The organism is Mesorhizobium jarvisii (genome assembly GCF_003601985.1).
GTDB lineage: Bacteria > Pseudomonadota > Alphaproteobacteria > Rhizobiales > Rhizobiaceae > Mesorhizobium > Mesorhizobium jarvisii.
On the sequence record NZ_QZXA01000022.1, the window covers coordinates 1 to 13,187 of the forward strand.

The following is a 13,187-nucleotide window of genomic DNA, read 5'->3' on the forward strand; positions in this document are numbered from 1 at the left end:
GGGCTTGACAGGGGGTGGCGGTGGTTTTTCCTTCTCCCGCAAGGGGAGAAGGAAAAAAGTGCGCTAATATCCCAGCAATTCCTTCAGCGGTATAACCCGCCAGACATGCTTGATCGCGTAGCGGTTGAAGGTCAGCGTCTTGGGCGGATTGTACTGCTCGACCACCAGCTCGCTCGCTGTGCGCTTGACCAGTTTCTTGACGAAGGCCTTGCCGTTCTTCTCGTTTTCTTCCGGAAACGTCTCGATCACCACATGGTCGCCGGGCACGGCGTCGCGGCCGCCGCAATAGATGAGGTCGCCGGGTTCGTAACGCGGCACCATGGAGTCTGAGAGTACATGCAGCGCGAACACCTTGGGCAGGTTGCGCACGCCCGGCGGGCGCTGGACATAGCCGGCGGGCTCGCCGTTGAAGGTGAAGTCGCCGTCGTCGCCGCCGACCGCCGCACCCAGCACCTCGATATCCATTGAGCCGGCGGGCATCGGGCCGGCATCGGTGACGATCTCGGCGTCGGCCACCGGGCCGGCATCGTCGAGGAAGACGACCTCGCCTTTGCCCAGCGCCACCGGGTCGACGCGCAGGAAGGCGGCGGTCTTCAGGAGGTTCTCGGTCTTGGGCAGGTTGCGGCCGGTTTCCCAATTGCCGACAGCGGCGACATCGGTGTCGTTGTGCTCGGCAATGTGGCGCATGACCAGGCCGCGCTGCTTGCGCGCCTGGCGTATCGCCGCCCCGACCTTGATCGACAGTTCCGTTTTGGCCATGGCGCCCATGTGAGCGATGAAAGCGGTTCTCGTCTATGAAAGAATAGCTTGCATATATTTTTGAGTTATGCTTATATCTGGTCATGCAGAACCTGTCCAGCTTTCATGGCGCGATAGCGCCGGCCTCGCGTGAGGCGAACAAGGCGACTGAAGTCGCCGCCCATTCCCTTCCGTCCTGGCCGTCTCCCCGGCCGGGGCTAAGCCCGAGCGCTTTGACGCCTCGGGTCCGGCCCGCCTGTCCCTGGCGGCCGGAACGGCCGGAGCCGCCGCTCCCCTCGGCTCCGGCCCCCAATTCGACCGGCCCGTTTTGTCCGCCGGTCCCTACGTGCGCTCCTGCATCCGCACGCAGGACGGCACTGTCATCCTATTCGAGCCGATGACGGGCAGGGCGGTTTCCGCTCCCGACAGCAAGACGGCGGAGGCGCGGCTGGCGCGCCTGACTGCCGGACACGCGATCCGCCCCGGCTGATCCGGCCAAGAGCCGGCTTTAACACCGAAAACCCTGACCGTGGCCCGGACCGGGCCCGAACCCTGACGCCTTGCCGACGGCGCGCTCTCCAGTGCTGCCGAAGGCGCACCCCTGGATGGAGCCTGGACATGGCAAGCTACAGCGACGCCGAACTGCAAGAGATCGCCCGCTGGCTGAAGGAGGGGCTTTCGGCCTCGAGGATCGCGGCGGCGTTCAGCGCACTGCGCGGCAGCCAGGTGTCACGTAACGCCATCATCGGCATCGTCCACCGCAACGCCATGCTGGGCGCGATCGGCTTTGCCAATGGCCAGGGGATGCCGCCGGTCGCGAGACAAGCCGCCGGCGAAAGGACAATGCGCAAGCCGGCGGCCGTAGAGCGTGCAAATGGCAAGGCCAGCGGCAAAGCAGTGGCGCAAGAGCGCGCCGGCGTCCATCCGGCAGAGGGCGCGCGCAAGAACAAGGCCCGGCCCAGGCGCGATTCCTCGCCGGCCTGGCTGCCGCCACGCCTGTTCGTGCGCGAGGTGGGCGTGCTGATCGCCGATGGCGAGGCGTACCGTCTAGAGCCGCCCGCGCCCCAGCGTGGACCGATCGGCCGCCAGCCGCATGGCGTGGCGATGCGCTTCATCGACTGCCTGTTCGACCGCTGCCGCGCGCCGCTCGATCTGACCCTGGAAGAAGATCCGGAGAACGACGCGCCGGGCGGCCGGCCCGGCGCCGACATGCTGTGCTGCGGCATGCGAACCAAGGAGCAGAAAAGCTACTGCGGCTACCACCAGGCGCGGTTCCAGCGGCGGGTTTGCACGTGAGAGCTTGCCTTCTCCCCGTCTCTATACGGGAGAAGGTGCCGGCAGGCGGATGAGGGGCAGCGCTGACATGGCAGGATTAAAAGCAGATATGAACGTCAAGCATCCAGTTCAGGCGCTACTCGTTCAGACGCCGGCGCCGCCCCTCATTGCCCTGCCGGGCATTTCTCCCCTTATAGTGACGGGGAGAAAGACGCTTGGCCTATTTCGGTATCTGCCGGCCCTGTTTGGGCATGCGGCTTTGCACGGTTCGTGCCTCCAGCCGCATCGGCGGGCCACCCTCGGCAACCAGGATGCCCGCGACGCGGGCAAAGCCGGTGAACACCTTTATCGCGTCGGATTCGGAGATCTGCGCGGCGATCGCGGCACTGCAGGCATTGAGCGCGCTGCGGTAGACGTGACCGCGCCGCTCGATCGGCCAGCGCTGCAGGAAATCGGCGGCATCGCTGACGCTGTCGATCTCCTCGACATGCCCTTCCAGGTTGACTTTGAGCGGCACTCCGGTTTTCAGCGTACCCACGGCGTTCACCTTCGATCTCAGCGAGACTATAAAGCCCGCGCTTATAAACGCGCAAGGCCGCCACGCGGTTGCATCGCCGCGGCGTCACGGGCCGGCGGCGGCGTCGAGCCAGTCATGCGCGCGGCTTCTCGGCTTCACCACCAATATGCCCTGTTGCCTGGCGGTCTTGCTGAAGGCCTCGAAGGCCGTTCGCGGGCAGCAACTGCCCTCGACCGCCAACCTGACCAGCCTTGCGGCTTCGATATAGGCGGGTGCGGTCTTGTCGGGCCATTGGTGCCGCAATGCCGTTTCGGCGTCGGCTACCGAGCCGACCAGCATGGTCTTGTTGTCGCAAAAGCGCAGCGTAATCGGCATGAACGCCGTCATCGGCAAACCTCCCCTTGGCACGGACGCGTCATAACGTGCGGGCCGGCGGCTGGTTCCATTAGCTTGCGTGCAGGCACCACATGAGCGAGCGGCCCTTCATGCAGCTCTATGTCTCCGATTTCGTCGGCGACACCTTGCCGCTCTCCACCGAGCAGATCGGCGCTTACATGCTGATCCTGATGGCGATGTGGAACGCCGGCGGCCGGCTGCCCGACGACGACGCCAAGCTGGCGCGGGTGGCGCGCCTTTCCCTGAAAAGATGGCGCGCCATCAGCGTCGATCTGCTGAGCTTCTTCGAGCGCGAGGCGGGCGAGATCGGCCACAAGAGGCTGACCAGGGAATTGCACAAGGCGCAGGTCAAAAGCGAGGCGAGGGCCGCCGCCGGCGCACGCGGTGGAACCGCCACCGCCTTGAAAACAAAGGCTCATGGGGCGGCAAATGCCGGCGTTTTGCCACGGCATTCTCCAGACTCCAGAAACCAGAGTGAAAAAGCTTCCGCTTTTTCCCCTGAAAATGCGCAGCATTTTTCGACTCATGGAGATCACGAGGTGGCAGGGGGCTCCTCTGAAAATGCGCAGCATTTGTCCCCTGCTGCGGGCAGAAACAGACCAACTCCCAGTTTTTCGGGGAAGAAACCCGCCTGGCAGCGGCCGAAAACCCACACCGACGCCGCCAACGCCATCATCGAGGAGATTCGCAGCCATGACCGCAGCCGAACTGCAGCAGGCGACGAAAGCGCTGGCCGCGATGTTCTCATGCTTCCCGCAATCCGCCCTGACTGACGTCGAGATGCAGATGCGTGGCTATCTCGGCGCGGTGCGCGACGCCGAGCTTGCCGATCTGCAGGCCGCCATCCAGCGCTTCGTGCGCGGCGAGGTGAAAAGCGGCAACGCCCAGTTCTGCCCATCGAGCGCGCAGCTCTGCATCGAGCTGCGGGAGCGACGGGTGATGCGCGAGCTGATGGCTCGGCGGGCGGCCTCACAAATCTTAGGTTCCTCGCCCCCGCAAGGCGGGGGAGAGGTGGCCCGGCGAAGCCGGGACGGAGAGGGGGGCGACCTCCGCCAAGCCAAAGCCGGTTGAGGATGGAGCACGAAATCCCGTTGTACGTCGGGCCGTTTCCCTTCGACCGTCGGCGCTACCCCCGCTCCGTCTCGGGCTTCGCCCGATCCACCTCTCCCCCGCTTCGCGGGGGCGAGGAACCCAAGTTCTGCAAGGCCAGCTCACCATCCAACCACCCAACCCAAGGAGCCACCCATGCCCAAAAAAGCCAAAGCCGCCAAGCCGCAGGCCCCCAAACTGCCGAAGGGCGAGGCAGAGCAGGTGCGCATCCGCCGCGAGCTCGGCCATGATTTCGCGCTCAGCGACGACGCCTTCGGCCGCAAGCGGCTGGCCACCGGCACGGCCGAAGCGCGGCGCGTCTATGAAGTGTCGAATGACGGCTACACCTCCACCGGTGGCATCGTGCGGGTGCGCAATGTCGACCCGCTCCTGGGCATCACCTCGCTGTCGCGCCAGCAGCGCGAGGCCGGCCAGCGCTACCGCGAGGATTTCCAGTGCAGCCAGCAGGCGAGCGTGAAGCCGATGCGCTGGAGTGAGCGCGTCGACGGCCGCCGCCATGGCGGCGGCATCGCCGACAGCGTGCTCGACTCCGGCCGGGCGCATGCCGCCGCCACCAGGGCGCTGGGGCACTGGGAGGTCGCGGTGGTGGTACGACAAGTCTGCTGCGTGGGCGGCTCGATCAAGAGCCTGGCTGAGCAGACCGGCGAGGGCAGGGACGTGGTGACGAAGCTGTTGAAGGTCGGGCTGGACCTGCTGGCGGTGCATTATGGGATGATGATGGGGCGGTGAGGGCCGGCGCGAACCAATCCGGCCGGCGATGCCGGCCGGATCAGTTCACGGGATCAGATTATCCGCAGACGCGGACTTCCTCGACGATCCTGTGATGATGGCGCCAGTGATTGATCACTTCGATGTGGCAACGGTGGTGCCGGTGGAAATAACGCGGCCTGTAGCCGTCATCATAGGGGTCGTAGGGGCTATAGACATAACGCCCGCCGCCATAGTCCCCATAGCCATCGTAATAGTCATTGCCGTAATAATTGTCGAAGCCGCCGATGCCGATAAAGACGTGACTGCGGGCGGCGGCCGGGGCGATCATCGCCGCCGCCGAAGCAATGGCGATAACCGAGACAAGCAGGAGCTTCTTCATGGCTACCTCCTTTTCAGGTTGATCTAATATAACTCTCGGGAGGCGAGCGCGTTCCATGGATTTTACGATCCACCGACCAGACCAGAGCGCGGAAAGGTGACGCTTGGGCGCTATGTGGCGGAACCGGTTGAGGCCGGGTTAGGGGCTCTTCCCTTCTCCCACAAGGGGAGAAGGAAGAAGCGCTTTGTCTCCCTAAAACAGCGCCTTCTCCAACGGCCCTTCCAGCGTCTCCGCAAAGGCCGTCGCCAGATGATGCCGGTCACGGAAGGCCAGTTTGCCACCGATGAACACGTGACACTGTGTCGGGCCGCAGAAGCGGTCGGTGAGGTCGACATAGCGCGTGTCGGGCACGCTTTTCACCACGGCGCGCTCTTGCGCCGCAGTGCTGTCGTTCGCGGCCTGCGCCCTCGGCGTGTCGCAGCGCGAGGGGGCCTCGCGCCACCACAAAGCGCGGGCCACGCAGGAATCGGCGAAACTGTCGCCGATCGGCGTGTCGCGGATGACGGCGGTCTCGACGCCGGCCTGGCTGAAGGCCTGCAACGTGGAGCGCAGGCCGGCCTGCCAGCGCGCGGTCTCGGCCTTGCGGCCGGCGGCGGGCATGTCGCGCGTCAGATTGCCGATCGAGAATTCCGAGATCACCACCAGGCGCGGCTTGCGGCGGATGATGTCCGTGATCGCCTGTTCGCGCCAGGCGTCGCATTCGGTGTAGTCGCGCTTCAGCACCGTGTTGAAGGTCGAAAGCCGTGACGCGCGGCACGAGGATTTGAGATAGGTGACCACCTTGGTGTCGTTGCGCTTGGCCGCTTCGACCAGCGGCGTCGACCAATGGTCGGCGTGTGAATCGCCGAACAGCACGATGGTGTGGGCGGCGTCGGCCGGGCCGAAGGTGCAGGGTTTCGGCTTCACCGTGTGGAAGTCGAGCAGGCAGTTCTTGTCGACGGCGCGCGCGATGGAGGGCTGTTCGGCGGCCTGTTCGATGCCGCGCTGGGCGGAGTCGATGTTGCGTGCCGCCAGATGCGCGTTGGCATAGGCCGCCGCCACGCCCATGCCGGTCAGCGCCAGGGCGGGGGCGAGTGCTCGAGCGCCAACGGTCAGCCAGCCGCCGCGCCGCGCCGGGTTCTCGATCAGATGATAGGTCAGGAATGCCAGCGCCAGCGCGCCGCAGCCGAAGCGCCGGAGGATGCTGAGATCCGGCGCCAGCATGCCGGCATAGACGATGACCGGCCAGTGCCAGAGATAGAGCGAATAGGAGAGCGTGCCGACCCACTGCAGGGGCGCTAGCGAAAGCACGGAGGCAGGCGCAAGAGCCTGCCAGCGGGCCGGGCTGGTTTCCGCCGCATCGTTCTCTTCGCCGGCGCCGCTCAGCAGCACCAGCACCGTGCCGGCGACCGGCAGCAGCGCATACCAGCCGGGGAAGGGCAGGTCCTCGCTCAAGCTGAGATAGGCGACCGCGATCAGCACCAGGCCGAGCCAGCCTTCCGCTGATCGAAGCCATGGCCGCTGTTGCCACAAGGCCGCCGGCGCCTGCGTCGCCAGGCCGCCGGCGGCGAACTCCCAGGCGCGCAGCGGCGAGAAGTAGAAGGCCCAGGCCGGCGAGAGGCTGGTCAGCCACAGGCAGGCAGCGAAGGAGGCGAGGCCGGCGACGCCGATCACCACGACAGCCATGCGTCGGTCCGGACGCAGCCAGGCCGCGAAGAGCAGCAGAGCCGGCCAGACGAGGTAGAACTGCTCCTCCACTGACAGCGACCAGAAGTGGATGAAGGGGTTGCTCAAGGCGTCGGCGGCGAAATAATCGAACGACCAGCGCAGCAGCCACAGATTGATGGCATAGGCCGAGGCGAACATGGCGCCGCGCGAATAGAGCGCCTGCTCCTGCGGCGCCAGGATGAAATAGCCGAGGCCAAGCGTCATCAGGATGACGAACAGGGCCGCCGACAGGAGGCGCCGGGCGCGCCGCGCATAGAAGCGCCAGAGGTCGAGCCGGCCGGTCTCGGTGATCTCGCCCATAAGGTGCGTGGTTATCAGCCAGCCGGAAATGACGAAGAAGATATCGACGCCGGCAAAGCCGCCGGGCAGTGCCGAGAGCCCGAAATGATAGGCCACGACGCCACCGACCGCCAGCGCGCGCAATCCCTGTATATCAGGCCGAAACGATGCCGCCACGACAGCTCCTTCGTTACTTAAAGCCCGCCACTTGTCTCGGCGCAACCGGCCGATATCGCAATGCAACAATGTTTTCGCAGTGCAACATGGCCAGAACAAGGAAATGGTCGGAAAGGCGGCGGCTTCGCCGGCTGACACTCAGCCCGGCACCCGCGCACTGCGCGAGGCGTAGAGGCCGGCCGCTGCCGCGAGGATGACCAAAGCGGCGAAGATCGCCAGCTTCTGCGGTGTCGCGCCCTGCGGGCCGAAGGCGACGGCATACATGGTGCGGCCGGGAATGAAGGTCAAAAGTCCGGTGATGATGAGCCCGAAAATATAGGTGCCCTGCATGATGCGGCGGTGGGCGGCAATGTTGCCGCCGCGCGCGGCGCGCACGCCGCGCCACAGCATCACCAGTACGAACAGCGACAGAAGGTGGATCGGGCTGAACGGTCCCCACAGCCGGATCGTCCAGATGAACAGGCCGGAGCCGGCGACCGTCGCCATCAGCGCCACCCAGACGCGGCCAAGCGCGCGGTGGAGCCGGTCGCCCTTGGTGCGCCAAAGCTGCACGGCGCCGAGCAGCAGCGCGGCAATGGCGATCAGCGCGTGGAGCTGGATGACGGGCGAGGCATGGAACAAGGGGCTGAGCGACATCGGTGTTCTCCACGATATCGCGGATTATGGCCGATGAGACGCTGAGGCAGCAAGGACGGCGATGCGACTTCTCGATCCGGCCGCCCAAAAAAACAGCCCCGCCAACGGGGCTGTTTTTTCAATGGTCTGGGAGCGTTACTTGCTGCCGCCGTTCTGTTTCACGCTGCTGCAGAATTCCGGATGGGCGTTGGTGGGATTGGCGTTCTTGGCCTCATCATCGCAGGCCGCCATCACCATCTTCTGGTCTTCCGGCGTCAGCGCTTTCCAGGCCTTGATGAACTCGTCATTGCTGCGCATCGTCTTCATGGTGGAGTCCGTGTAGAAGGGCTGCATCTTGGCCGGGTCGTCGAGAGCCGAGGTCCCGCTGCCCGATGCGGCGAGAGCCGAGCCGGCAACCATCGAAAGCGCCATGGCGCCAAAGCAGATCATCTTGGTATTCATAATGGATTCCTTCCCTGTTGCTTTGTGACCGTCTAAGCAACGATCAAGGGTGTAACGGGAGGATTTGGGTAAAAGTTCCAATTTCCCACGCAAAATGAACTCGTATTTCTAAAAATGGCATACGAAAGATTTTAAAGTTTGCGAGTTTCATTCATTCGCGCAGGCGAAAAGCTCTCATCTGTTGGTGGATGGCTGCACAACGACTTGCCCCGACGTGCACCGTGGCCAGCGCCGAAGTTGGCCGGACGTCTAGGAGCCCAGCGATTTGAGAACTTCCCGGCTCTCTGATTGTTCCGCGCCGGCGGCCTCAAAAAAGGCCCCACCGGCAGGACCGGCGGGGCATTGATCGGAGGTCTGCGATCGCCCGGGAGGCGATCCCAAAAAGCCACGGGAACGACATGCGAAAAGTTTCACCGTCGCGTACGCCGGCTGTCGCCGATGGTCGGGCTCAGCCGCTTGCTGGCCGGCGAGCCTGGCCGCGTCGGGCAAGCAGGTTCGCCACCACCAAAAGCACGATCGACAGCGCCATCATCAGCGTCGCGGCGGCGGTGATGGCGGGCGAGAGTTTTTCGCGCAGGCCAATGAACATTTCGAGCGGCATGGTGCGCTGGCCGGCACTGGCCAGGAACTGCACGACCACCACCTCGTCGAAGGAAGTGACGAAGGCAAACGCCGCGCCCGAAAGCACGCCGGGCAGGATCAGCGGCAGCATCACGCGGAAGAAGGCGGTCAGCGGTTTCGCGCCCGAGATGGCGGCGGCGCGCATCAGATTGCGGTCGAAGCCGGTGAGGCTGGCGCCCACGGTGACGACGACGAAGGGGCTGGCAAGCGCGGTATGCGCCAGGATGATGCCGGCATAGGTGCTGGCGAGCCCGATGCGGGCGTAGAACAGATACGAGCCGACGGCGGTGATCACCACGGGCACGATCAGCGGCGAGAGCAGCAGCGGCATGACGATGCGGCGGCCGGGAAATTTCTCGTTCGACAGTGCGATGGCCGTCAGCGTGCCGAGCGTTGTGGCGATCAGCGTCGTGCCGAAGGCGACGATCAGGCTGTTGCCGATCGCCGACTGCCAGCGCTGCGTGCCCAGCACCACCTCGTACCAGCGCGTCGACAGGCCTTCGAGCGGGAAGATGAAGAAGGCGCCGCTGTTGAAGGAAAGCGGCACAGGGATGAGGATCGGCACCAGCAGGAACAGGATGACCAGCCCGCACCACAGCCAAAGCAGCGCGACGCGGATGCGTTCACCAGGAGTGGGGTAGGGCGAGAGCAGCATGGCTACACCATCTTCAGGCGGTCGAGGCCGAGGATGCGGGCGAAGATGCCGAACAGGGCCAGGGTGAAGACCAGCAGGATGAAGGAGAGCGCCGCCGCCATCTCCCAGTTCAGTTCGACATTGACGTAATTGGCGATGAAGTTGCTGATCAGCTGGTCGCTGGCGCCGCCGATCAGGGCCGGGGTGATGTAGTAGCCGAGGCACAGGATGAAGGTGAGCAGGCAACCGGCCATGACGCCGGGGAAAACCTGCGGGAGGTAGACGCGCCGGAAGGCAGTGAAGGGTCTAGCGCCGAGCGAATAGGCAGCCTTCATCTGCGAGGGCGCGATGGTGCGCATGACGGAGTAGATCGGCAGCAGCGTGAAGGGCAGCTGGATATGCGTCATGGCGATGATCAGGCCGATGCGGCTGTACATCAAATCGAGCCGCTCGGAGGCGAAGCCGAGCCACAGCAGCATGTCGTTGACCAGGCCGAATTTCTGCAAGAGCACCGTCCAGGCGGCGGTGCGCACCAGGATCGAGGTCCAGAACGGCAACAGCACCGCCACGATCAGGATCGCCGCCAGCCCTTTCGGCACGCTCGCTATGAGATAGGCGAGGGGAAAGCCGAGCAGCAAGGTGGCAAGCGTCACGGCGGCGGCGACGAAGAAGGTGCGCAGGAACACTTGCAGGAAGATCGCCTGTTCGGGCGGCACGCGCTCGATGCCGCCATCGGCGTTCCACCTGAGGTCGAGGGCGCTCAGCAGGTAAAACGAGGTGAGGGCGTGGGTGCCGTTGGCGATGGTCGGCCAGGTGCCTGGCGCCGACCAGAAGGGCACGGCTTTCACGATCTCGAGCGGCGGTTTGCCGGCGGCGCCTTCGAGCTGGCGCACGGTTTTCAGCACCTGGCTGCGGGCGCCGGGCAGGCGTGCGTTGAGCGCCTTGGCCAGCTCATAAGCGGTGCCCTTGGCTTGGTTTTCGCTGAGGTCGGCGGCGAGCGCGATGAAGGCGGCGTCCGCAGGCAGGCCCTGGCCGTTCCAGTCGGCAAGGGCCTGGCTGGTGCGCGGCAGAGCGTCGGCGATGGTCGGGTCGTAGACGGCGCGCGACAGCAGCAGCACGATCGGGATGCCGAAGCTCAGGGCCAAAAGCAGGAGCAGGGGTGCTGCCAGCGCCAGCGAACGCAGCCGGTCGCCGAATTCGGCGCGCCGCATCGCCGCCGACGCGGTTTTGGGATCCGCGCCGGCGGCCGGCCGGCCGCGGGCCAGCGCGGGCCGGTCGAGTTCGCTGGGCTGCAGCGCCGACATCAGGGTCTACTGCGCCAGCCAGGCGTTGAAGCGCTTGACTAGGTCCTCGCCATAGTCGCCCCAGAACTCGGTGTCGGCGACGAGGTAGGCGCCGGCCAGATGGTCGGGCGCGTTGGGCAGTTTCGGCAAGGCATCGGCCGCGACGAACGAAGCCGCATCGGTGCGCACCGGCCCATAGGTGATGTAGCTGGCGAGCTTGGCGTTGTTGTCCGGCTTGGAGATATAGGCCAGGTATTTGTAGGCGAGCTCAGGGTTCTTGGCGCCCTTCGGAATGGCGATCATGTCGTATTCGAGGATCTGGTTGTTCCAGACGATCTTGAAGGGCTTCTTGTCGGTGTCGATGGCGTTCTGGATGCGGCCGTTCCAGGCGGTTGTCATCACCACTTCCTTGGAGGCGAGCAGCTGCGCCGGCTGCGCGCCGGCATCCCACCAGACGATGTCGTTCTTGATGGTGTCGAGCTTCTTGAAGGCGCGGTCGACGCCTTCCGGTGTCGCCAGCACCTTGTAGACGTCGGCGGGCGCGACGCCGTCGGCCATCAGCGCCCATTCGAGGTTCTGCGCCGGGAATTTGCGCATGGCGCGCTTGCCCGGAAACTTCTCGGTGTCGAAGAGGTCGAGCACCGAGGTCGGCGCTTCCTTCAGCACGGTCGGGTCATAGGCGAGGATGTCGCCGTAAGCATCGAGACCGACACCGCAATCGAGCGCCGAGCCCTCGATGAACTTGTCGCGCGGACCGATCTTGGAATAATCGAGGCGTTCCAGAATGCCGGCGTCGCAGCCCTGCAGCACGGTCGCGGTTTCGACCGTCACCAGGTCGATCGGCACGTTGCCGGTGTCAACCATGGCTTTGACCTTGCCGAGATCGCCGAGATATTCCTGCTCGAGGATTTTTGCGCCGGTCTCCTTGCTGAACGGCTCGAACCAGGCCTTGCGCTGGGCATCCTGCCAGGCGCCGCCGCTGGCCATGATCGACAATTCATCGGCAAGCGCGGCGTGGCCGATGCTGAACAGTGCGGTGGCCGCGGCGAAAGCGAGCATTCGGGTCTTTGCGATTTTCATTTTTCTTCCCCTGTTTTTGAGATGGATCTGTTCTTGGCTTGGTTCAGGACGGCCCTGCCTTGGCGGCCGCGGCATCTGCGGGAAAGGCGCGGCAGTCCTGCGGCGCGCAGGAGACCGTGACGGCCTCGCCATTGGCCATGGTCGCCTCGGGGCCGACCTTGACGGTCAGCACCTGGTCGTTGCCGAGCCGGGCCAGAAGCCGCAGATGGTCGCCAAGATAAATGCGGCCGTCGACCGTCGCGGGCAGGGCGTTGGCACCGGCCGGCATAAGGCTCAGCCGCTCGGGGCGGATGGCGACATGGCAGGCATTGCCCTGCGCCACGCCGATAGCGAGCGCCGTGAGTTCGCCCCCGCCGGTCAGCCGCACGCGGCATTCCTTGCCCGAAACGCGGTCGACGATGCCTTCCAGCGTGTTGTTCTCGCCGATGAAGCTCGCCACGAAGGAACTTTGCGGGGCGTTGTAGAGATCGTCGGGCGAGCCGAGCTGGACGATGGCGCCATTGTTGAAGACGGCGACACGGTCGGACATGGTCAGCGCTTCGCTCTGGTCATGGGTGACGTAGACGATGGTGACGCCGAGCATAGTGTGAATCTGCTTGATCTCGAGCTGCATGTGCTCGCGCAATTTCTTGTCGAGCGCGCCCAGCGGCTCGTCCATCAGCACCAGGCTCGGCTCGAACACCAGCGCGCGGGCCAGCGCCACGCGCTGCTGCTGGCCGCCGGAAAGCTGTGCCGGCTTGCGGTCGCCGAACTGCTTCAGCCGCACCATGTCCAGCGCGCGGCCGACGCGGCCGGCAATGTCGGCCTTGCTCACCTGGCGCACGGAGAGCGGGAAGGCGACGTTCTCCGCCACACTCATATGCGGGAACAGCGCGTAGTTCTGGAACACCATGCCGATGTTGCGCTGGTAGGGCGGCAGCCGGTCGACCGGCCTGCCTTCCAGCGTGATGGTGCCGCTGGTCGGCCGTTCGAAGCCGGCCAGCATGTTGAGCGTCGTCGTCTTGCCCGAGCCGGATGGGCCGAGCAGGGTGAGGAATTCGCCGCGCGCCACGCCGAGGTTCAGCCTGGTCACCGCGAAGGCGCGGCCGTCATAGGATTTTTCGACATCGACGAAATCGACGAAAGCCGGGCCGGCGGCAGAAGCCGAGGCTGGCGATGATGCGGCCAGGGCGCTCATCGGGCGCGATCCCGAAACGTACCGGC

The 13,187-nt window shown here is 65.2% G+C and carries 16 protein-coding genes; 5 read left to right on the forward strand and 11 right to left on the reverse strand.

Features of this window, described 5'->3' with window-relative positions; genetic code table 11:
- Positions 1 to 63: 63 nt before the first annotated feature.
- Positions 64 to 768: an XRE family transcriptional regulator gene (locus D3242_RS32355; RefSeq protein WP_019859568.1), complete on the reverse strand. Its 705-nt coding sequence runs from the start codon at positions 766 to 768 to the stop codon at positions 64 to 66.
- A 298-nt stretch (positions 769 to 1,066) separates the two neighbouring features.
- On the opposite strand from D3242_RS32355, the gene D3242_RS34215 reads away from it, so the two are divergent.
- Positions 1,067 to 1,228: a hypothetical protein gene (locus D3242_RS34215; protein ID WP_223217902.1), complete on the forward strand. Its 162-nt coding sequence runs from the start codon at positions 1,067 to 1,069 to the stop codon at positions 1,226 to 1,228.
- 128 nt (positions 1,229 to 1,356) lie between these two features.
- On the forward strand, positions 1,357 to 2,034 hold the full coding sequence (locus D3242_RS32365) for a GcrA family cell cycle regulator (protein WP_064985839.1): 678 nt from the start codon (positions 1,357 to 1,359) through the stop codon (positions 2,032 to 2,034).
- A gap of 199 nt (positions 2,035 to 2,233) precedes the next feature.
- Here D3242_RS32365 and D3242_RS32370 read toward each other — a convergent pair whose 3' ends face one another.
- Both D3242_RS32370 and D3242_RS32375 read right to left on the reverse strand, forming a co-directional pair.
- Positions 2,234 to 2,551, reverse strand: a complete 318-nt coding sequence (locus D3242_RS32370) for a DUF982 domain-containing protein (RefSeq protein WP_032921203.1) — start codon at positions 2,549 to 2,551, stop codon at positions 2,234 to 2,236.
- Between the two features lie 84 nt (positions 2,552 to 2,635).
- Positions 2,636 to 2,917: a DUF982 domain-containing protein gene (locus tag D3242_RS32375; RefSeq protein ID WP_019859563.1), complete on the reverse strand. Its 282-nt coding sequence runs from the start codon at positions 2,915 to 2,917 to the stop codon at positions 2,636 to 2,638.
- An 80-nt stretch (positions 2,918 to 2,997) separates the two neighbouring features.
- On the opposite strand from D3242_RS32375, the gene D3242_RS32380 reads away from it, so the two are divergent.
- From D3242_RS32380 to D3242_RS32395, 3 genes are all read left to right on the forward strand, one after another.
- Positions 2,998 to 3,699 (forward strand): YdaU family protein, encoded by a 702-nt coding sequence (locus tag D3242_RS32380; protein ID WP_064985837.1) that lies wholly within the window; start codon positions 2,998 to 3,000, stop codon positions 3,697 to 3,699.
- Positions 3,620 to 3,997, forward strand: coding sequence for a hypothetical protein (locus D3242_RS32385; protein WP_147377521.1), 378 nt, complete (start codon positions 3,620 to 3,622; stop codon positions 3,995 to 3,997). The genes D3242_RS32380 and D3242_RS32385 overlap by 80 nt, the downstream gene beginning before the upstream one ends.
- Positions 3,998 to 4,171: 174 nt before the next feature.
- Positions 4,172 to 4,765, forward strand: coding sequence for a DUF6456 domain-containing protein (locus D3242_RS32395; RefSeq protein WP_064985833.1), 594 nt, complete (start codon positions 4,172 to 4,174; stop codon positions 4,763 to 4,765).
- 58 nt (positions 4,766 to 4,823) lie between these two features.
- On the opposite strand, the gene D3242_RS32400 is transcribed toward D3242_RS32395, so the two are convergent.
- The 8 genes from D3242_RS32400 to D3242_RS32435 all read right to left on the reverse strand — a co-directional run bounded on the left by D3242_RS32400 (position 4,824) and on the right by D3242_RS32435 (position 13,161).
- On the reverse strand, positions 4,824 to 5,126 hold the full coding sequence (locus tag D3242_RS32400) for a hypothetical protein (protein WP_064985830.1): 303 nt from the start codon (positions 5,124 to 5,126) through the stop codon (positions 4,824 to 4,826).
- A gap of 192 nt (positions 5,127 to 5,318) precedes the next feature.
- Entirely contained in the window at positions 5,319 to 7,289 is a 1,971-nt protein-coding gene (locus tag D3242_RS32405) for an acyltransferase family protein (RefSeq protein ID WP_064985828.1), read from the reverse strand.
- A 138-nt stretch (positions 7,290 to 7,427) separates the two neighbouring features.
- Positions 7,428 to 7,925, reverse strand: a complete 498-nt coding sequence (locus D3242_RS32410; protein ID WP_064985825.1) for a DUF2306 domain-containing protein — start codon at positions 7,923 to 7,925, stop codon at positions 7,428 to 7,430.
- Positions 7,926 to 8,060: 135 nt separating this feature from the next.
- On the reverse strand, positions 8,061 to 8,366 hold the full coding sequence (locus D3242_RS32415; RefSeq protein WP_064985822.1) for a hypothetical protein: 306 nt from the start codon (positions 8,364 to 8,366) through the stop codon (positions 8,061 to 8,063).
- A gap of 448 nt (positions 8,367 to 8,814) precedes the next feature.
- Entirely contained in the window at positions 8,815 to 9,642 is an 828-nt protein-coding gene (locus tag D3242_RS32420) for an ABC transporter permease (RefSeq protein ID WP_081296214.1), read from the reverse strand.
- A gap of 2 nt (positions 9,643 to 9,644) precedes the next feature.
- Complete coding sequence (locus tag D3242_RS32425; protein WP_064985820.1) at positions 9,645 to 10,925, reverse strand: ABC transporter permease; 1,281 nt, start codon at positions 10,923 to 10,925, stop codon at positions 9,645 to 9,647.
- A gap of 6 nt (positions 10,926 to 10,931) precedes the next feature.
- Entirely contained in the window at positions 10,932 to 11,984 is a 1,053-nt protein-coding gene (locus D3242_RS32430) for an ABC transporter substrate-binding protein (protein WP_081296213.1), read from the reverse strand.
- A 43-nt stretch (positions 11,985 to 12,027) separates the two neighbouring features.
- Positions 12,028 to 13,161 (reverse strand): ABC transporter ATP-binding protein, encoded by a 1,134-nt coding sequence (locus D3242_RS32435; protein WP_064985816.1) that lies wholly within the window; start codon positions 13,159 to 13,161, stop codon positions 12,028 to 12,030.
- Positions 13,162 to 13,187: the final 26 nt, after the last annotated feature.

Excerpts from the sequence above, each read along its gene's own strand:
- D3242_RS32355 (WP_019859568.1), bottom strand. The coding sequence starts at position 768 with ATGGGCGCCATGGCCAAAACGGAACTGTCGATCAAGGTCGGGGCGGCG.
- D3242_RS32365 (WP_064985839.1), top strand. The coding sequence starts at position 1,357 with ATGGCAAGCTACAGCGACGCCGAACTGCAAGAGATCGCCCGCTGGCTG.
- D3242_RS32375 (WP_019859563.1), bottom strand. The coding sequence starts at position 2,917 with ATGACGGCGTTCATGCCGATTACGCTGCGCTTTTGCGACAACAAGACC.
- D3242_RS32380 (WP_064985837.1), top strand. The coding sequence starts at position 2,998 with ATGAGCGAGCGGCCCTTCATGCAGCTCTATGTCTCCGATTTCGTCGGC.
- D3242_RS32385 (WP_147377521.1), top strand. The coding sequence starts at position 3,620 with ATGACCGCAGCCGAACTGCAGCAGGCGACGAAAGCGCTGGCCGCGATG.
- D3242_RS32395 (WP_064985833.1), top strand. The coding sequence starts at position 4,172 with ATGCCCAAAAAAGCCAAAGCCGCCAAGCCGCAGGCCCCCAAACTGCCG.
- D3242_RS32400 (WP_064985830.1), bottom strand. The coding sequence starts at position 5,126 with ATGAAGAAGCTCCTGCTTGTCTCGGTTATCGCCATTGCTTCGGCGGCG.
- D3242_RS32410 (WP_064985825.1), bottom strand. The coding sequence starts at position 7,925 with ATGTCGCTCAGCCCCTTGTTCCATGCCTCGCCCGTCATCCAGCTCCAC.
- D3242_RS32415 (WP_064985822.1), bottom strand. The coding sequence starts at position 8,366 with ATGAATACCAAGATGATCTGCTTTGGCGCCATGGCGCTTTCGATGGTT.
- D3242_RS32420 (WP_081296214.1), bottom strand. The coding sequence starts at position 9,642 with ATGCTGCTCTCGCCCTACCCCACTCCTGGTGAACGCATCCGCGTCGCG.
- D3242_RS32425 (WP_064985820.1), bottom strand. The coding sequence starts at position 10,925 with ATGTCGGCGCTGCAGCCCAGCGAACTCGACCGGCCCGCGCTGGCCCGC.
- D3242_RS32430 (WP_081296213.1), bottom strand. The coding sequence starts at position 11,984 with ATGAAAATCGCAAAGACCCGAATGCTCGCTTTCGCCGCGGCCACCGCA.
- D3242_RS32435 (WP_064985816.1), bottom strand. The coding sequence starts at position 13,161 with ATGAGCGCCCTGGCCGCATCATCGCCAGCCTCGGCTTCTGCCGCCGGC.